The organism is Aequorivita sublithincola DSM 14238 (genome assembly GCF_000265385.1).
GTDB lineage: Bacteria > Bacteroidota > Bacteroidia > Flavobacteriales > Flavobacteriaceae > Aequorivita > Aequorivita sublithincola.
In genome coordinates, this window is sequence record NC_018013.1 from 729710 (window position 1) to 749770 (window position 20061).

Annotated in this window: 15 protein-coding genes; 10 read left to right on the plus strand and 5 right to left on the minus strand. The window is 37.0% G+C overall.

The window, feature by feature from the left end:
• The first annotated feature begins 30 nt into the window (after nucleotides 1-30).
• Nucleotides 31-2076, plus strand: a complete 2046-nt coding sequence (gene ppk1 / locus AEQSU_RS03580) for a polyphosphate kinase 1 (RefSeq protein WP_014781499.1) — start codon at nucleotides 31-33, stop codon at nucleotides 2074-2076.
• On the opposite strand, the gene AEQSU_RS03585 is transcribed toward ppk1, so the two are convergent.
• The 3 genes from AEQSU_RS03585 to AEQSU_RS03595 form a co-directional block, all read right to left on the minus strand.
• Nucleotides 2059-3060 (minus strand): App1 family protein phosphatidate phosphatase, encoded by a 1002-nt coding sequence (locus tag AEQSU_RS03585; RefSeq protein ID WP_014781500.1) that lies wholly within the window; start codon nucleotides 3058-3060, stop codon nucleotides 2059-2061. The two genes, ppk1 and AEQSU_RS03585, sit on opposite strands and share 18 nt — an antisense overlap.
• Before the next feature lie 340 nt (nucleotides 3061-3400).
• The gene (locus AEQSU_RS03590; RefSeq protein ID WP_014781501.1) at nucleotides 3401-5935 is read right to left on the minus strand and encodes a sodium-translocating pyrophosphatase; all 2535 of its coding nucleotides are present in this window, start codon (nucleotides 5933-5935) and stop codon (nucleotides 3401-3403) included.
• A gap of 160 nt (nucleotides 5936-6095) precedes the next feature.
• The gene (locus AEQSU_RS03595; protein ID WP_014781502.1) at nucleotides 6096-6608 is read right to left on the minus strand and encodes an inorganic diphosphatase; all 513 of its coding nucleotides are present in this window, start codon (nucleotides 6606-6608) and stop codon (nucleotides 6096-6098) included.
• Nucleotides 6609-6744: 136 nt separating this feature from the next.
• Between AEQSU_RS03595 and AEQSU_RS03600 the strand changes: the two genes are divergently transcribed.
• Nucleotides 6745-6990, plus strand: a complete 246-nt coding sequence (locus AEQSU_RS03600) for a Kazal-type serine protease inhibitor domain-containing protein (RefSeq protein ID WP_014781503.1) — start codon at nucleotides 6745-6747, stop codon at nucleotides 6988-6990.
• Nucleotides 6991-7236: 246 nt separating this feature from the next.
• Nucleotides 7237-8523: a DNA cytosine methyltransferase gene (locus AEQSU_RS03605; RefSeq protein ID WP_042491598.1), complete on the plus strand. Its 1287-nt coding sequence runs from the start codon at nucleotides 7237-7239 to the stop codon at nucleotides 8521-8523.
• Here AEQSU_RS03605 and AEQSU_RS16090 read toward each other — a convergent pair.
• Together AEQSU_RS16090 and AEQSU_RS03615 are read right to left on the minus strand one after the other, a co-directional pair.
• Nucleotides 8474-9130 carry an HNH endonuclease gene (locus tag AEQSU_RS16090; RefSeq protein ID WP_014781505.1) on the minus strand — a complete coding sequence of 219 codons (657 nt, stop codon included), beginning with the start codon at nucleotides 9128-9130 and terminating at the stop codon, nucleotides 8474-8476. The genes AEQSU_RS03605 and AEQSU_RS16090 overlap by 50 nt on opposite strands.
• Nucleotides 9127-9345 carry a helix-turn-helix domain-containing protein gene (locus AEQSU_RS03615; RefSeq protein WP_014781506.1) on the minus strand — a complete coding sequence of 73 codons (219 nt, stop codon included), beginning with the start codon at nucleotides 9343-9345 and terminating at the stop codon, nucleotides 9127-9129. The genes AEQSU_RS16090 and AEQSU_RS03615 overlap by 4 nt, the downstream gene beginning before the upstream one ends.
• Before the next feature lie 130 nt (nucleotides 9346-9475).
• Here AEQSU_RS03615 and AEQSU_RS03620 point away from each other — a divergent pair, with 130 nt between their 5' ends.
• The 7 genes from AEQSU_RS03620 (at nucleotide 9476) to AEQSU_RS03650 (ending at nucleotide 20048) form a co-directional block, all read left to right on the plus strand.
• Entirely contained in the window at nucleotides 9476-9718 is a 243-nt protein-coding gene (locus AEQSU_RS03620; protein WP_014781507.1) for a hypothetical protein, read from the plus strand.
• A 42-nt stretch (nucleotides 9719-9760) separates the two neighbouring features.
• Nucleotides 9761-10195 (plus strand): DUF3427 domain-containing protein, encoded by a 435-nt coding sequence (locus tag AEQSU_RS03625; protein WP_042491600.1) that lies wholly within the window; start codon nucleotides 9761-9763, stop codon nucleotides 10193-10195.
• A 198-nt stretch (nucleotides 10196-10393) separates the two neighbouring features.
• Entirely contained in the window at nucleotides 10394-11881 is a 1488-nt protein-coding gene (locus AEQSU_RS03630; protein WP_014781508.1) for a tetratricopeptide repeat protein, read from the plus strand.
• A 422-nt stretch (nucleotides 11882-12303) separates the two neighbouring features.
• Nucleotides 12304-15213: a beta strand repeat-containing protein gene (locus AEQSU_RS03635; protein WP_014781509.1), complete on the plus strand. Its 2910-nt coding sequence runs from the start codon at nucleotides 12304-12306 to the stop codon at nucleotides 15211-15213.
• Between the two features lie 86 nt (nucleotides 15214-15299).
• A complete protein-coding gene (locus AEQSU_RS03640) occupies nucleotides 15300-17864 on the plus strand; it encodes a DUF7507 domain-containing protein (protein WP_014781510.1) in 2565 nt (854 codons plus the stop codon).
• Nucleotides 17865-17866: 2 nt separating this feature from the next.
• Nucleotides 17867-19102 (plus strand): T9SS type B sorting domain-containing protein, encoded by a 1236-nt coding sequence (locus AEQSU_RS03645; protein WP_014781511.1) that lies wholly within the window; start codon nucleotides 17867-17869, stop codon nucleotides 19100-19102.
• Nucleotides 19103-19118: 16 nt separating this feature from the next.
• Nucleotides 19119-20048, plus strand: coding sequence for a PorP/SprF family type IX secretion system membrane protein (locus AEQSU_RS03650; RefSeq protein ID WP_052309015.1), 930 nt, complete (start codon nucleotides 19119-19121; stop codon nucleotides 20046-20048).
• The last annotated feature ends 13 nt before the right edge of the window (nucleotides 20049-20061 follow it).

Below are 20061 nucleotides of genomic sequence, written 5' to 3' on the forward strand. Positions count from 1 at the left end.
GCCTTAAAACCATTAATTTGCTTCAATACTATGGCTTCACTCTACAATTCAAAATTTTATCACCGCGATCTATCGTGGCTTCGTTTTAATCACCGCGTTTTGCAGGAAGCTGCAGACGCACGTAACCCACTTTACGAACGCATAAAATTTCTAGCCATATTTTCTTCAAACCTAGACGAGTTTTTTAGAGTTCGGGTTTCGGATATTCGGCAGATAAAAAAGATTGAAAAACCGCTTCGGAAAAAACTCATTACCAAACCAAATAAGGTTTTAAAAGAAATTAAGGAGCAGGTTGACATTCAGCAGCAGGAATTCGGGCGAGTTTTTACGGAAGAAATAATCCCAGAATTAGCTTCGGAAGGAATCCAACTTATTCGTCACGAAGATTTTTCTGAAGAACAAAAGAAAATCGCAACCGAATATTACGAAGAGAGCCTTAAAAAACTCACCGAAGTAGTTTGTAATTCCTGTTCTAGCAACGAAGAGGTTTTCGTGAAAAATGAAGCTATTTATCTTACCGCACAAACTGCGGAAGATGAATTTGTAATGGTTGAAATTCCCGAGACCGAACCTCGCTTTTTCGTCTTTCCTTCTGAAAATGAAACTTTTCACGTCACTTTTATTGATGAAATTCTAAAATACAACCTCATTAAGGAATTTTCGAAAGAAGCTGAAATAGTTTTTCATTCAATAAAGATTTCGCGCGACGCAGAACTTTATATTGAAGATGAATTTTCCGGTAATTTGATGGAAAAAATAAAGGCCGCATTGCCCAAACGCGATACAGGCCAAGCCACGAGAGTACTCATTGATCCAGAAATGCCAAAGGAGTTTCGTGAGATTTTGAAAAAAGCGTTGGACGTAACCCATACCGATGTGGTTTTGGGTGGCCGTTATCACAATTTCAAGGATTTTATGAACTTTCCAAATCCTACAGCGAAGAAATTATCCAATAAAAAATTACCGCCACTGCCCCATCCTGTTTTAAGTAACTGTAAATCATTTTTCTCTGAAATAGACAAAAAAGATCAGTTGCTTCATTATCCTTATCAAAGTTTTGACCCGGTAATAAAATTGATGGAAGAAGCTGCAAATGACCCGTTGGTGAAAACCATAAAAATTACCATTTACCGCGCAGCAGCAGATTCTCCGCTTAATGATGCAATTGCTCTAGCCGCCAAAAACGGAAAGGATGTAACCGTATTTATTGAAGTAAAAGCCCGTTTTGACGAGCATAATAATTTAAAATGGGGCGCAATTTTCAGAGAGCACGGCGCGCGTGTAATCTATAGTTATCCAGACATTAAAGTACATTCCAAAATACTATATATTGAAAGGGAAGTTGATGAAAAAATAAAACGTTACGCATACATAGCCACGGGTAATTTTAATGAAAATACTGCAAAACTCTATACAGATTTTGGGCTGATGACTGCCAATAAGAAAATTACAAAAGACCTTAAAAAAGTATTTATGGTGCTAGAGCGCGATATGATTGTGCCAAAAACCAAAGAACTTTTGGTTTCGCCTTTTACTACACGAGAACGTTTTACTGCTTTGGTTGAAAAAGAAATTGCGTTGGCAGTTGCGGGTAAACCAGCGTCCATTACCTTGAAAATGAACAGTCTTGAAGACCAAAGAATGATCAAGGAACTCTATAAAGCAAGCAATTCTGGGGTTCAAGTTAGGTTGCTGATTCGGGGAATGTGTTCGTTGATTCCTAGAATAAAAGGACAAAGCGAAAATATTTATGTAACCAGTATTATAGATCGCTTTCTGGAACACGGAAGGATTTACATGTTCGGAAACGGTGGCAACGAAAAGATTTATATTGGAAGCGCAGACTGGATGAACCGCAACCTTAGTCACCGAATTGAGGTAGTAGTGCCAATTTTGGATAAAGACCACAAAAAAATGGTTAGAGAAATTATTGATATTGAACTTGCAGACAATGTGAAGGCACGAATAATTGATGAAGCACAAAGCAATCAATACGTAAAAAACTCAGAAAAGCCAGTGCGTTCACAAATTGAAACGTATAAATATTTCGAAAGATTACTAGATAAAACCCATTGATTTTGCGTGTGCAATCGCTGCCTCACTATCCTTAACTAAAAGTACAGGCACGGTTTCATATTTTTCAAATAGTCCTTTTACGCGTATCATCTTCCTCTCGTGTTTTACGTTTCGAAGGTAGATTGCTAAAATTCTTTCGGGATGTGCTTCGGCAATTTCAATATAAATATCTGGATCGTGCTCGCCGCTGTCGCCAATTAATATGAAGGGCAGTTTTGGATAGGTCTTTAAAATATTGATGATTTCCTTTTGTTTCTGGGGCTTTTCGGGTTTATATTTTTTCGCAAACGGATTTACAAAATCACGAAGCAAGATTGGACCTTTCGGAAAATTATTCTTCTCTAGAAATACTTCTAAATACCGATACAGATTCCACGGGCCGTGACTTACATAGAATATTGGGTTGCATTCATTAGTAGTCTTTCCATTTTTGAGCATCTCATAGAATTCTGCAGCGCCTTTCAATGGCACTCTTTTTTCGGCTCGTTTGAAGATGGTGTTTTTAACTACTTGCCACTTAAATCGCGAAGTAAGTCCTGTGTGTAGTATGGTATCATCAACATCACTTATTACACCAAATTTTGCAGTTTTTGAAGATATAAAGACTTCACCTTTAAATTTATTATCACTCTGGATTCTTCTTTTTGAAAAAATTTCAGCAAAGGAGATTTCGTAGTGTAAGCAGCCGTTTTCATCAATTAAGGGAAGCAAATTATCAATAGATTGATCTATCAAAAAATAACCTTGGTTATCTGTTGTGATTTCAATTTTACGGCCATCAGAAAGCGTCAAAATAAGATTTTCATCTGTGATGAGATCTGTTTCAAAGCGCTTGTACGTATTCCAAAGCAAATTGAAGAAGCCCTTTTTTGAAAGATCAATATTTTCGTCTTCAAGCGCCCTACCTTTTACATATAAATGATTTGGCGTTCCGTAACTTCGGAAAGTGATGATTTGAATTGGGTCTTTTTTGAAAAGGCTCATAAGGAAACAAGGTAGTATAATTTGGGATAATTGAATGTTTGAGTCACGACTTTTTGAAACAGGACTTAAGGGAATCAGGACACAGAATTGTTTGAGACAAGACCGTTGGAATTATAGATGGAATATTTCAGATTGGTTTGAATTTAACTCTCTATTTTGGTGAAATGAATCGGCTTAGAAATGATAAATGACGACTTCTATCTTTTCAGCAGAATTAGTCCTGTTTCCTGTAGCGAAGCGGTCTTGGTTCTTGATTCCAATTTCGTGCTAAATAAAAAACCTGCCAAGTTTTAGAAGCCTGACAGGTTGGATTTTGGTATTTATTTTTCTTGGAATTTGTTTATTCCTTATCCTTAATTTTAATCTTCATTCCTTCAACATCTTTCAGTTGTGAACGAACTTCTTCTTCTGTTCCAGTGAAAGTTTTGGTTTCGGTTGTTTCAACACCATCTACAGTAGTTGTGATAGTAACATTTGCAGTTACTTGATCGTTGTTGTCGTTTTTCAACATTTCAACCATTGTTTTAGTCTTATTTCTAAGATTATCACCTTCAGTAATAGTACTTCCAGTTTCAATATATTGAATTTGTTTATCGGTAAGAATGGTTTTGTTACCATTAGCATCAATAAAATAAACTTCTTCCGAAGAGGTTTCATTTGCTACTACTTCACCAGTGTGTCCACCAAGAATTGGAGCAATTACAAGACCGATCAAACAAGTAAGTTTAATCAAAATGTTCATTGAAGGGCCCGAAGTATCTTTAAATGGATCACCAACAGTATCACCGGTTACGGCTGCTTTGTGAGCTTCGCTTCCTTTGTAAGTCATTTCGCCATTAATTACCACTCCTGCTTCAAAAGATTTTTTAGCGTTATCCCAAGCACCACCAGCGTTGTTTTGGAAAATAGCCCAAAGCACACCACTCACGGTAACTCCAGCCATATAACCACCCAACATTTCAGCGATTGCCATATTGTCCATTCCGAAAATCATTGGTACGAAAGCAATAACTAATGGAAAACCAATAGTCATAATCCCTGGTAACAACATTTCTCTTAATGAAGCTTTTGTGGAAATAGCAACACACTTATCATATTCTGGTTTGCCAGTACCTTCCATAATTCCTGGAATTTCACGGAACTGACGTCTCACTTCATTTACCATTTGCATCGCAGCTTTACCCACTGCATTCATCGCCAAGGCAGAGAATACAACTGGAATCATTCCACCTACAAAAAGCATTGCCAAAACTGGTGCTTTAAAGATGTTAATACCATCAATTCCTGTAAAAGTTACATAAGCAGCAAAAAGTGCTAATGAAGTTAAGGCAGCAGAAGCAATAGCAAAACCTTTTCCAGTTGCTGCAGTTGTATTACCTACAGAATCTAAAATATCAGTACGTTCACGAACAATTGGTTCTTGCTCGCTCATTTCGGCAATACCACCAGCGTTATCACTAATTGGTCCGAAAGCATCAATAGCCAGTTGCATAGCTGTTGTAGCCATCATTGCAGAAGCTGCAAGTGCAACTCCATAAAAACCTGCAAAAGCATACGATGCCCAAATAGCACCTGCGAAAAGTAATACTGAAGGGAAGGTAGAAATCATCCCTGTTGCTAAACCTGCAATAATGTTAGTTCCTGCTCCAGTTGAAGATTGTTGTACGATTTTAAGAATCGGTTTTTTACCTAAACCAGTGTAGTATTCAGTAACTGACGAAATACCAGCACCTACAACCAAACCAACCAAAGTAGCATAAAACACTCTCATTGAAGAAATCTCTTGAAGACCTTCGCCAAAGAAACTCATATTCATAGTTTCAGGAAGCATCCATTTTACAAGAGCAAAACAAGAAACAGCTACTAAAACTATTGAAACCCAGTTACCAATGTTCAAAGCGCCCATTACTTGAGATTCCTTTGCATCGTTATTTTTTATTTTTACAAGCATTGTACCTATTATCGAGATAATGATACCCACACCTGCAATTGCCATTGGTAATAAAATTGGACCAATACCGCCAAATGCATCGGTAATTGCACCACCCATATCTTTAATTACGTAGTTTCCTAAAACCATTGCTGCAAGCACTGTTGCTACATAACTACCAAATAAATCGGCACCCATACCTGCAACATCACCTACGTTATCACCTACGTTATCTGCGATTGTAGCAGGGTTACGAGGATCATCTTCTGGAATACCAGCTTCCACTTTACCAACTAAATCTGCTCCAACATCGGCAGCTTTTGTGTAGATACCACCACCTACTCTTGCGAACAAGGCGATTGATTCGGCTCCAAGAGAGAATCCAGCCAATGTTTCAAGGACGATTGTCATTAATTCTGTACCAGAAAACTCAACTCCATTTATAACTTGAGGAGCCCAAACACCATTCATAAAAAAGTGAAAGAAGAAAATAAAGAATGCTGTTAAACCTAATACTGCAAGACCTGCAACACCAAGACCCATTACGGTACCACCACCAAAAGATACTTTTAAAGCATCTGGCAGACTTGTTTTTGCAGCTTGTGTAGTACGAACGTTTGTTTTAGTTGCTATTTTCATCCCCATATTACCTGCAAGCGCAGAAAACACAGCACCGAAAATAAAAGCAACTACTATTAATATATGTGTTGTAGGAACAACGTATGAAACTATTGCCAAAGCAACACTCACAATAACAACAAAAACGGCAAGTAATCTGTACTCAGCGTTAAGGAAAGCTAAAGCACCTTCGTAAATGTGGTCGCTTATTTCTTTCATTTTACCATCGCCGGGATTTTGTTTCATTACCCAAGAACGTTTAACGGCCATAAAGATTAAGCCTAATATCGCCATTACTATCGGCGCGTAAATCATCATTGATTCCATAATATTTTTTTAATTAAGATTTGGTTGTCAAATTTTCGGTTGCAAAAATAGGGAAATGGTTTGGGATACGAAACACTTAAATGCAGGAAACCTAACAGGAGTCATTGCGAGGTACGAAGCAATCTCCCGTTAGGTTATCCAGAATAGTGATTATATGATTTTAAATACTAAATTGCCCATGAACTTCGGGCGTGTCTTTATAGCGCTTTACACAAAGATTATATATCTCCACGGCTTCCGCGGCATCTCCCCAACCGCCTACATCTACGCGCTTTTTCTCAAGATCTTTGTAAACTTGAAAGAAGTGTTCAATTTCTTTCAAAGTGTGTTGGTTCATATCGCTTAAATCATTTAAACGGCTCCAGATTGGGTCTGAAACAGGAACGCAAATTACTTTTTCATCGGGTCCTTTTTCGTCTGCCATGTGGAAAACACCTATTGGCTTAACCTCAACTACACACATGGGAAAGGTAGGTTCACCGCCCATTACCAAAACATCCAGCGGATCGCCATCTAACGCCAAAGTTTCAGGAATAAAACCATAATCCGCAGGATACATCATACTGCTGAAGAGCATACGGTCAAAACGAATTTTCTTTAGTTGAAAATCGTATTCGTATTTATTGCGGCTTCCTTTTGGTATTTCTATTAGTACGTCGAATGTCTTATTCATGATCTATTTTCTAAATAATTTTTAAGCGTGCAAAAGTACGATTTTTAGATCGAGTCCATTAACAAACTGTTCTAAAAGATTTTTCATTTAATGGAAAGTATTGCTTATTTTGGATCTTTTAATTCAATCCTAATCTATGAAAACAACTAACACATCATCATCATTATTTACTGCCGTGCTTCTAATGGGATTAATGGCTTTATCTTCCTGTGGCGCGGGAAAAACCCTTGCCTGTATTGATAAATCAAAAATAAGCGATGGCCCGTGCACTTTGCAATACGATCCTGTTTGCGGTTGCGATGGCAAAACGTATGGCAATGCCTGTATGGCTGAACACGCTGGGCTTACTTCTTGGGCTAGTGGGGAGTGTGCTAAGAAATAACATTTTAAACTTATTTAAGTTACAATCCATTCTTTGGTAATCCCACACGGTTGTTTACTTTTTTAGAATTGCTTTTTTTTGATTTTGAATTTGGAATTGTTGGCGGTTAAGGATGCTGGGGGGATGCGGGTTTTGGGGGTTGGGTGAATTACATTATCAACAAAAAAAATGTGAACAAAAATACCAAGATATAAATCATCTCTATAATATCTTTTATAACTTGTGCGATTGAACTATTTAGACACGATGAAAGAGAAAATTAAAATAGAAAATATTGACGGAAAGCTATTTGAAATAAAACTAGTTGAACCAGACAATTACAAACCTGCTTCTTTCACACATTACTTGCACAATAACAAAAACGGAATTTCTAAATTTTATAAAAAAGATGCTTTGGCACACGTCAAAGAAATTTTAGAAAAACAATATCCTTTAGAGAAAATTACAAACAAGTTTGCCGAAGAAGCATTACAATACTTGATTTTTGATTTTAAAAAAACGGTTCCATTTCCCGCAACTGAAAATCCAAGTTTTAAATTTATAGATCTTTTTGCAGGAATCGGTGGTTTCCGTTTGGCCTTCCAAAATCTTGGAGGAAAATGTGTTTTTACAAGTGAATGGGATAAATATTCTAAGCAAACCTATAAAGCAAACTTCGGAGAAATACCATTTGGAGATATTACAAAAGACAAAACAAAAAGTTATATCCCAGATGATTTCGATGTATTATGCGCAGGGTTTCCATGTCAGGCATTTTCAATTGCCGGCAGGCGAGGTGGTTTTGAAGACACTAGAGGCACTCTATTCTTTGACGTCGCAGAAATAATTAAAAAGAAACAACCAGAAGCAATCTTTTTAGAAAATGTAAAGGGCCTGCGAAATCATGATAAAGGGAAAACTTTAGCTATCATATTAAATGTGCTTCGTGAGGACTTGAATTACTATGTACCAGAACCTAAAATAATGAATGCAAAGGAATTTGGTGTTCCCCAGAATAGAGAGCGTATTTTTATTGTTGGGTTCCGAAAAGATTTGGGTATCAAAGAATTTCAATATCCTGAACCAACTGATAAATCTGCTATTTTGGAAGATATATTAGAAGAACAAGAAGTTTCAGTAAAATATTATCTTTCTACAACATATTTACAAACTTTAAAGAACCACCGAGCTCGCCATGAAAGTAAAGGTAACGGATTTGGTTATGAGATAATTCCACAAGACGGAATTGCCAACGCAGTAGTTTGCGGAGGAATGGGCAGAGAACGCAATTTAATATTTGATGATAAATTGACGAATTTTAACCCTATCACAAAAATTTCAGGAAAAGTTAATCGTGAAGGGATTCGGAAAATGACACCTCGGGAGTGGGCTAGACTGCAGGGTTTTCCTGATGATTTTAAAATAGTCGTTTCAGATGCTCAGGCTTATAAACAGTTTGGCAATTCTGTTGCAGTTCCAGCTATACAGGCTACGGCGGAGAAGATTATTGAACATTTGTATAATACCCATTCGGGAATTCAGCCGTTGCGGTAACCCAAGAAATATTTATATTATATTTATTCCGAATATCTCTAATAGTTCTCGTCCAATCTCTAATTCCTGATATTCCCTGTAAAACTGAAGGTGTAAATTTAACATTAGGAGATTGCTCAAACAATACTTTCAATCTTTGATAACCGCTAGATTCGCTAAAAACAAGCTTCATAACTTTAACATCAAAATCGTCTTTAAAAAAAGCCTTTTTTGCTAGATTACAATCATCACAAAGTGTCCATAAATTATCATCCAAATTGGAGCCTCCCCAGTCAATTGGTATTTTATGATCTACGTGTAACTTCATTCCATCATTTACTCCTTTACCACAAGATTGACATCGATGACCATCCCTATTCCGTATTTTATATTTGTCCTTTGAAGACAGTCCCGATCTTAATGTAGTCGATGTATAAGTATTTATGGCTTTTAAGTCATAAACCTTAGTTGTAGAATCATATTCAAAATCTATTATATTATCTTGTCGAAGTTGCCTTAATACTCTCGCCCACTCACTAATTGCCCCGACAGCGCGTAACTCATCTCCAGCATATTTACGTATTCCGTGTGTTTTAATATAATCGTATATGTTTTTTCTCGCACTCATTGAACATCTTTCATTAAGGATTCGAGTGTTATATTAAAAGCATTTGCAAACCGCTTAAGATTTTTCAAGGAAACGTTTCTTTCACCCCTCTCTATCATACCTATATAAGTACGATGAAATCCAGTTAAATCTGCCACTTTTTCTTGAGAAAGATTTGCTACTTTACGAAGAAGCCTAATTTTATTTCCAAAAGATTGCAAAACTGAATCATTCATTCATCAAATATACTTTTATGACAATAACTAGACTACATACAATAAGTATCAAATAAGCCTAAATATTATTAGATTTTATTATATTTGTATTGCTAGTGGCATTCAGGTTCAATCTTTTAATAAATAGTCAATGAATCCTTATATAGATGAAAAGAAAAAATTACAAGATCCATACTACAAACTAATGGAGCTGAATGGTGATCGACTGCAATTGGAATTGAATTCCTGGTCTCGTCTTGATTTAATTGGATGGCTATATTGGAATGATAGAAATGGTATTTACAAAGATGAAGATTCGTTAAGGGAATTTGACAATATTTTGAGCAAGGATGAGGCTATAAAAATAATAACAAAACAGATTACTGAAAGTTGAAAAGTAGTTTGTCCATTTAAAATACATTTACGTGATCAAATCTTGACAGCATTCGGACTCAGTGATTTTAAGAAAAAATCTTCTAATCGCGAAGGTGTTGCCGAAAACAAGGCTATAAATACTGAGATTCTTTTTATAGATTTAATAAAGTCAGAGGAGAATTTTTCTCCAACCACAATGTATAATGATTATGCCGTTAGTGAAACTCTTTTTCACTGGCAATCTCAAAATCAAACCCGTTCTGATCACGGAAAAGGTTTGACGTATATTAATCATATGAATTTAAAGAAGAATATTTTATTGTTTATAAGGGAAAAAGCAAAAGATGAATTTGGCAATACAATGGGCTACGTGTTTATTGGAGAAGGAAACATTCAAAATTATTATGGATCCAAACCAATGAGTATCAATTGGAATTTGAGCGAACCTATGCCACAATATCTTTGGAATGCATCTGCTAAAATGTCAATTGGATAATTTTACATATAAATATTTAAATTAGAAAAGCCCAACTTCACATTCCACTATCGTACTGGGACCGTTTTTTTCAAGATTTTGAACCTAATTCCCCAATTAAGAAATTACCAAATACTACTAATGTAAAGTATATAAGTTTTTAAATTTAAGTTTTTTATATCTTTGGCCTCTTAAGGCACCCCACACATATTCCAGTAAATGAAAAGTTTATTATCTACTATTTTTCTATTATGTATAGCTTTCACCGTCAACAGTCAGAATGAAAAAGCCCTCGCAGCTTTTGACAGTATTTACTATGATACTGCGGTAAATGTTTCGGCCACAAATCCTACCAAGGCGCTACACACAGCAGATTCACTCTATTTATATTCAGATATGGAGATTCAAAGACTCCGTTCCCTAATGCTTATAGCCGATCTTTTGGAAAAACAGGGCAAGCGGCAACTGTCCGTCGAGAATGCCCTTAAGGCACTAACAATAGCTGAAAATATTAAGGACTATCAATGGCAGGCCAAGATTTACGGGTTTCTCTCTACGCAATATAGAAATATAGGTTTTTTGGACCAGGGTAAAAAATACCTAAAAAAAGGAATAGCTATAAGTTCCAAGATCGAAAACAAGCAATTAGCGTCGCAGTTTCGGGGGATGACCTATCAGGAAATGGCCTATTACGCTTTTGAGGAGAATAAATTTAAGGAGGCTATTGAAAATGTACAATTGGCTTCCCTTTCCTTTGAAGGGGTTCAGAATGAACAGTTTAAAAACTTTTTAATTGGCAATAATGAGGAGATGTTTGGAAGAAGCTATACAGGTTTGGAGGAATATGAAATTGCAAAAGAACATTATTATAAATCTTTGGAATATCTGGAAAAGTCCGGAGCCATCAATACCCAATGGGGAGCGATGAGCTTCCAAGGTCTCGGAAATATTTTTTTAAAACAGAATAAATTGGACAGCGCAAAAATACATCTTCAAAGCGCACTTTCCATTGCAGAAAAAACGGACCACACCGCCCTGAAGGAAAACGTATACCGCAATATGGCATCTTATTATAAAGAGCGAAAGGAAATTGATAGTTTCTCGTTTTACGATAATAAATATAATACCATATTACAGGAGAATATTTCCAGAACCAAGAAATCGATCAACAGTGAATTCAACAGAATAAGCAATAAAAAGAAAGCAACTTCCAACCCTAACCTGTATGCTATATTGGCTGTCATCGTACTTGGGGTTTTGGCTCTTTTGTTTTATTTCAGAAGGAAGATTTGGAAATTGGAGTCGGTTGATACAAAGGAAAGTGACGAAAAAAAATCAACCAAAATTGTACTTCCTCAAAAAACGGAAGACGAGTTATTAGAAAAGCTTAATGAATTTGAAGCCTCTAAAGACTATCTTGACAATAAAATTTCTTTTTCCGTCTTGGTAGGGCAACTTAATACAAACGCCAAATATTTAAGCCACATCCTGAAAACATCCAAAAACAGGGATTATAATACTTACATAAACGAGCTTCGCATTCAATATATAGTTGAAAAGCTTAAAACAGATTCTGATTATTTAAATTATAAAATAAGTTATTTGGCAGAAGAAAGCGGTTTTTCCTCCCATAGTAAATTCTCTTCTAACTTTAAGCGATTTGTAAATCTTTCTCCATCTGAATATATTGAAAGTCTTCGGGATTAAAAATTACAAATATCCTTTAAATTCCTGGACCACTTTTCCTTTAAATTTATGAAGAACTTCTTTTAAAATTTCTAGGCCTTATAATAGGCAATCTCTTCTTTAACGATAAACGGTAAAAAATGTGGATAAATATTCGCTATCTGCCGTCAAATTGTCAAAAATCTTAACAAAAAGTTAAGTATTTTCCGAACAACCTGTAAATCAATTGCTTCCACACTATCTATTTTATGGAAAACAGCCGGATAACGCTTTTAAACCCTTCCATAAACACTCTAGTTTAGCACAAATTTTAAAAAGTGTGGGTAATTGCTTTTATCGTGATTTTCTCTCTACTCATTATTTTCAACCGCATATTAAAAATCTTTATTAAGTACACTAGTCAAATTTAAATCTTAAAAACGTTACAACAAGACCGAATCATTATGAAAAAATTATTACTATTCTTAATCACAACAGTTCTTTTGCTGAACCTGTATCAAGCCAATGCACAAGTAGGGATTGGTACCGATATGCCCAACCCATCCACACAACTAGAAATAAAGTCTGCCAACAGAGGTATTATGATACCTCAAGTTCCGCTTACAAGTGTAACGGATCAAACTACAATCACGGCGGGCAATTTGGAAAGCTTGTTGGTTTACAACATTAATACTTCCGCCTCACTTACTCCAGGATATTACTACTGGTATCAAGGAAGCTGGAACAGGTTGCTTACTGAAACAGATTTGCCGGACTATATTGTTTTTTGGGATGTTATAAATGGACAATTTACCTATATAGATGAAAACGGGGACATTCAAATTATTAATATCGCAGATCTTGAGACTCTTACATATCTGGGTCTAAATGCAGACGGCCATACCCTTGAATACACAGATGAAGATGGCGTTGTAACAAGCATAGATCTTGAAACTGTAATCAAAAATTTTGAGACTGTTACCACAATCGTTGATAATGGAGACGGAACTTTTACCTATACAGATGAAGATGGAAACACAACTACAATCGATGTTTCAAACCTGGAAACACTTACTTTCCTAGCATTAAATCCTGACGGGAAAACATTAGAATACACAGATGAAGATGGCGTTGTAACAAGCATAGATCTTGAAACAGTTATCAAAAACTTTGAGACCGTTACCACAATAGTTGATAACGGCGATGGTACTTTCACTTATACTGATGAAGACGGAAACACAACTACAATTGATGTTTCAAACTTGGAAACACTTACTTTCCTAGCATTAAATCCTGACGGAAAAACCCTTGAATACACAGATGAAGATGGCGTTGTTACCAGCATCGATCTTGAAACTGTAATCAAAAACTTTGAAACCGTTACCACAATAGTTGATAATGGCGATGGCACTTTCACTTATACAGATGAAGACGGAAACACAACTACAATCGATGTTTCAAACTTGGAAACACTGACTTTCCTTGCTCTAAATCCTGACGGAAAAACCCTTGAATATACAGATGAAGATGGTGTTGTAACCCAAATTGATTTGGCGCAGGTTATCAAAAATTTTGAGACTGTTACCACAATAGTTGATAATGGCGATGGTACTTTCACATATACAGATGAAGACGGAAACACAACTACAATTGATGTTTCAAACTTGGAAACTCTTACGTTCCTTGCTTTAAATCCGGACGGAAAAACCCTTGAATATACAGATGAAGATGGTGTTGTAACAAGCATAGATCTTGAAACTGTAATCAAAAATTTTGAGACCGTTACCACTATCATTGATAACGGCGATGGCACTTTCACCTATACAGATGAAGACGGAAACACAACTACAATTGATGTTTCAAACTTGGAAACTCTTACGTTCCTTGCTTTAAATCCTGACGGAAAAACCCTTGAATATACAGATGAAGATGGCGTTGTAACAAGCATAAATCTTGAAACAGTAATCAAAAATTTTGAAACCGTTACTACAATAGTTGATAATGGCGATGGCACTTTCACTTATACAGATGAAGACGGAAACACAACTACAATTGATGTTTCTGACCTGGAAACGCTTACTTTCCTTGCTCTAAATCCTGACGGAAAAACCCTTGAATATACAGATGAAGATGGTGTTGTAACAAGCATAGATCTTGAAACTGTAATCAAAAATTTTGAGACCGTTACCACTATCATTGATAACGGCGATGGCACTTTCACCTATACAGATGAAGACGGAAACACAACTACAATTGATGTTTCAAACTTGGAAACTCTTACGTTCCTTGCTTTAAATCCTGACGGAAAAACCCTTGAATATACAGATGAAGATGGCGTTGTAACAAGCATAAATCTTGAAACAGTAATCAAAAATTTTGAAACCGTTACTACAATAGTTGATAATGGCGATGGCACTTTCACTTATACAGATGAAGACGGAAACACAACTACAATTGATGTTTCTGACCTGGAAACGCTTACTTTCCTTGCTCTAAATCCTGACGGAAAAACCCTCGAATATACAGACGAAGATGGTGTTGTAACAAGCATTGATCTTGAAACTGTAATCAAAAACTTTGAGACCGTTACTACTATCGTTGATAACGGCGATGGAACTTTCACTTATACAGATGAAGACGGAAATACTACTGTAATTTCTGTAGGCGGAGCGGAAACCCTAACAACTATGGTTTTAAATGCTGATGGGAAAACCCTGGAATACAAAGACGAAAATGGTGATACAACCTCGATCGACCTTGAAGCTATAATCGACGCTTTTGAAACGGTAACAACAGTTGTTGTAAATGCTGATGGCACCTTCACTTATACTGATGAGGATGGCAACACCACAGATGTTGACATTCTTGGTTTCCTTGAAGTTAATAACGGATTGACCAAGACTAATAACACAATCCAATTGGGAGGTGCATTAATAAAACCTACTACTATTACTGCAGATGCTACCAATACTTTAGCAGTAGCCGGCTTACAAAGTGGTTCAATTACAGACAATCTAGTAGTTGCCGATCCGGCGACAGGAGTGTTAAAACAAGTGAATTCCGCAATACCAAAATTCTTTTATATGCCAGCAATTATTTTTGATACTTCGGTAAATGGAACTTTCACAAGAAACTTGCATGCTGAATATGCTGCACAATTTCAAGGAACGGGTAATCCATTATTGGTAAGTAGTACCGGGGCAGCGAGCAGCATCCCAACATTACCTGCTACGGAATTGGAATACCACATTACATATTATGATACTACCGTGTTTGCAAATCTTTCTATCGATGCAAACGGAGTATTGACCTATGATATTATCGGAAATGCAACAGAAGCTTCCTATATGACAATAGTATTTGTAGTGAAATAATAAATAAGGTGAGTGCTTCTGGGCAAGGCGCGCAGAAGCTAAAACTTTATGATATTCATTTCACAAAACTTAAAAATACGAATACGATGATAAAAAAATTAATATATATAATGCCAAAACCACACATTACCCTGCTCGTTTTGTGTTTGCTGCTACTCAGTGGAACAACGGCTTGGGCAGATGGTTCCAAAGATTTATACCCCTCCGGAAAAACTGGGCTACGTGCATACTTACGTGCACATAATGCGGCTACTGCCAACTGGCCATTTGCAAATTACGGAACTCACTACATATATGCGCAAGTTGGTGAAACCATTACCTTAGCATCCAGTGTGCAGGGAACTGGCGGCACCTCCAGAATAAGACTATATGATCCAAGTGGTACCGAAATTGTAAGCGATGTATCCAATGGTGTAATAAGTAATAGAACCGCAGAACTGGCGGGTCCACTTTTAGTTGGAGAACCAGCTGGTGGCAACAAATACCTGCCAATTTACTATACGGTAACCGTAGCTGGAATTTATCGGGTAGAGTTTGTGGCGAGAGCAACGGGAGATCCCTCCAACACATACCTTGCAAATGCAAATTGGACACAGCCCACAAACAATGCGGCAATCGTAGCTTGGGATATATCTGTTATCAATTCAGCTAACAATGGTTTTATAAAAGGACGTGTTTATACCAATGTTTTAAACCTTTCAAATGGAACTTCGAGTCCAAATACCCAAGGATTTGAAGGACTTATTTATGTGCTTACTAAAGATGGTTATACGTATCGAGTGGATAATAATGGTAATAATGGTATGTATTTTACCTTCTATGTAAACAATAATGGTTACGTAGATGGCCCTACGCAAGAGCCGCTTTATAAAAGTTTAAACAAATCCAGTAACTTCGGGAATCAGGCCCACGATCCGAATATTGCCGATACGGAAAGGCATATTACCCATAAGATGTTCTATACATTGCCTTCAGAAGATTTACCTACTTCTGCAACAGGAGCTGTACCAGGAGGAACCACTTGGTTAAAGAATGAAGTGATAGCACCAGAGGTTTCCAATGTGGAAATTGTTGGCGTAGATGGTACACCCGGCCAAGTAGGCAATAAAGGAGGCTATATTAAATTTCTGGCAGGTTCCCAGGGCCAATATACCATTATTATTGAAAGCTCGGACCTTCCACCTACTTTTGTAACCCGTACTCTAAACGGATCCTCCATAGCTGGACAAAATAGTATTTTATGGGATGGAAAGGACGGAAATGGCGATCCATTACCACTAGGAAATGTGCCTTCCAAAATTACAGTGCAGCTGCAAGGAGCAGAAGTCCATTTTCCTTTTATAGATATGGAATATAACAGAGATGGCACTATAGTAGAGCTTCTGGATCATGTTATATTAACCAACACTGGGAACGAGGTTGTAGAATCTGATATTGTTTACTGGAACGATATAGATATAACTTACGGTAGTAACGGAAGTATTCCAAATCCTATAAACAATAGTCACTTAACATCTACCTATGATGGAACGGTAACGGAAGGAAATGGAGATGGCCTAAGTAGTAACATTAATGGCCACATTTGGGGAATTGGTGGTACGGGTACAAGTGGACTTTTTGGAGATAATAAAGCGATTGATACTTGGACCTTCATAAAAGGTGAAGCGCAGACAATTGAAACGATAGTAGTCGTAAAAATTGCAGATTTAGAAGTGCCTTCCATTATCCCAAATAGAACGTATTTAACTGAAGTAGGTACTGAAGTTATCTACACCATAAAAGCGAGAAACAATGGCCCGAGCGATGTAGATGAAGCTCCTTTCAGTTTTATTATTCCGGTAGGGTTTGATCCAAACAATATAGCCTTTAATGGCAATGGCTGCGGAACAGAAAATTTAACCTTAACCTATAATGCTGTTACAAGAACCTACAATTCTACGCTAGACTTGCCAAGTGGTTGTGAAATTGAATATCAAATTACCTTAGTTGTAAATTCTGATATAACCGTAGATGACTATGAATTTACAGCAACAATTATGCGTCCAAATGACGTAACAGATCCTGATGCTACCAACCCAGATCCAAACATACCACCAACAGATCCATTTTACGAATGTGACAATAACGGAATGGGCGGCAATTGTAATAACATCAAGACCAGTTCTATTCCATTTACATTAACCTATTCCCTAGAAAAAGAGGGAGTATTTAATGATGAAAATGGTGACAATGTAGCACAACCTGGAGAAACAATTACCTATACATTGACAGTAAAAAATTTGGGTAGTATAGATATCTATGATGTTATTCTAGAAGATCCTAAGCTAGGCGGCGTAATTACTGTTTCGCCAAGCGGAGATATTAATAGTGACGGCATTTTGAATCCAAATGAAGAATGGGTCTATGCGGTAAATTATTCACTTACCCAACTTGATATAACCAATAAAGGCGTCTATAACCTAGCTTCAGTTGCGGGAAAAAATGATTTAGGTGAAGATTTAATTCCGCAGACTTCTGTAGATCCTACGCCACTGGATCCTAGCGATCCCAACTACGATCCTAACAGACCAGATCATACTTTTGTGCCGCTTAAAGGAGCTAGTCTATTGATTACAAACCCGAACATTTATCAAAAAGTAAAACGCAATTAAGAATGAAAAATACTTATTTATACATAAGCACCTTACTGCTACTTACTTTCAATATGTTGGCTCAAACCTCTAATGAAGGAATGTTATATGTGAGTGATGCAACAAAATTTTCAACAGTTGAAAATTTTGATAATCTTGAAACAGGATCGTTCTATAACGATGGTGAAGCTTTTATTTACAGCCACTTCAATAATGATGGCACGCTGGATTTTTATCAGAATACAGGAATTACCAGATTTATTGGAACGGCAGACCAAAATATATGCGGTAGCAATACAAGTTATCTTTATAATGCTTATTTCAAAAACAGTAGCAACACTGTTCCATTCCTTTTGTCAGGAACCCTTGAGATTAACGGGACGGCAGATTTTGAAGATGGGATAGTTGACAACGACAACTTTGGAGGAAATTTCACCTTTGATACTGATGCCAACCATATAAACACTTCAGACTATAGTCACGTGGACGGACCGGTAAATAAACTGGGCAATAAGCAATTCACTTTTCCTATTGGAGATGAGGGTTATTATCGCTTCGGAGGAATTTCTGCACCAGCAAATGTGGCAACTAATTTTGAAGGAAAGTTCTATTTTGAAAATTCAAATAATCTTTATTCACACAATTTAAGAGCAGGAGCAATCCAGGAAATAGACAATCAGGAATATTGGACTATTGAGGAAAAAACCGCGGGCAATGAAGATGTACTTATTACACTTTCTTATCGTGATGTTACTACTCCCGCCGGAATGATTACTGCAGCCCAACAGAATGCATTGACCATTGTACGATGGGATGAGGCAAGTAATATGTGGGTTGATGAAGGTGGCGCAATAGATTTGAGCAACCAGACCGTAACTACGGCAGTTGCCAAATACGGCGTATTTACATTCGGACGCTTAAAGGCGGATGCTGTTCTTCCTGGCGGACTTGTAGTTTATACGGCAGTAACTCCAAACGGTGATGGAAAAAATGACTACTTCTTTATTGATAATCAAAATCCAAATATTAAAAACCTCCACGTTGAAGTTTACAACCGTTGGGGCGTAAAGGTATTTGAAACCGATAATTATGGTGACAGTGGAAATGTTTTTGACGGCTTTTCAACTGGAAGATTGACCATTAAGGATTCCGAGCAACTTCCATCTGGAACCTATTATTATATTTTAGATTATCTATATGGTGAAGGCACAAACGAAAGACACAAACAAGCTGGGTTTTTATACCTAAGTGGAAACTAACACGAAAAGAATTCTCATGAATATTAAATTATCAAAACTATTTATTTTTATGCTACTGGGATGTATTTTTTCTGCGGTCCACGACGTGCAGGCGCAGCAGGATTCACAGTACACCCAATATATGTATAACACGGTTAGCGTAAATCCTGCATATGCCGGAACGCGCGGCTCCCTAAGTATGTTGGGAATTTACAGAAACCAATGGGTGGGCATTGACGGTGCCCCAGAAACCTTGAATTTCTCCGCAAACTCCCCAATTGGAGTGCAAGGCGTAGGTCTGGGTCTTGGTTTTACAAGCGATAAAATTGGACCATCTACGGAAAGTATAATTACCGCAGATTTTTCATATACCATTCCAATGTCTGAAAACACAAAGTTATCATTTGGAGTTAAAGGAGGTTTGTCCTTGTTAGATTTAGATCCAAACAAGTTGCTTATCTACAATCCCAATGACTACGACCTAACACAAAAAAGTTATAGCTCCCCTATTGTTGGTGCCGGTCTTTACTTACACGCAGACAATTGGTATTTGGGTCTCTCCTCGCCTAACCTATTGGAAACAGAACATTATGACGACGTGCAGGTTTCAACGGCAACGGAAAAAACTCATGTTTACTTAATTGGTGGTTATGTTTTTACCCTAAATCCTAGTTTTAAATTAAAACCTGCGGTCTTGGTCAAAGGTGTTATGGGCGCTCCCCTTGCCGTTGATGTTTCGGCAAACGCTCTAATTTACGACAGAGTAACCTTTGGCCTTGCCTACAGACTTGATGCTGCGGTGAGTGGAATGGCAGGTTTTCAAGTGACTGATAACATTATGATTGGCTATGGCTATGATTATGATACCACAGAACTGAGAAATTACAACAGTGGATCCCACGAAATCTTTTTAAGATTTGAACTCGGAACCAAATTAAGAGCGAAAGTAAACCCTCGTTTCTTCTAATTATTAAAAAAGT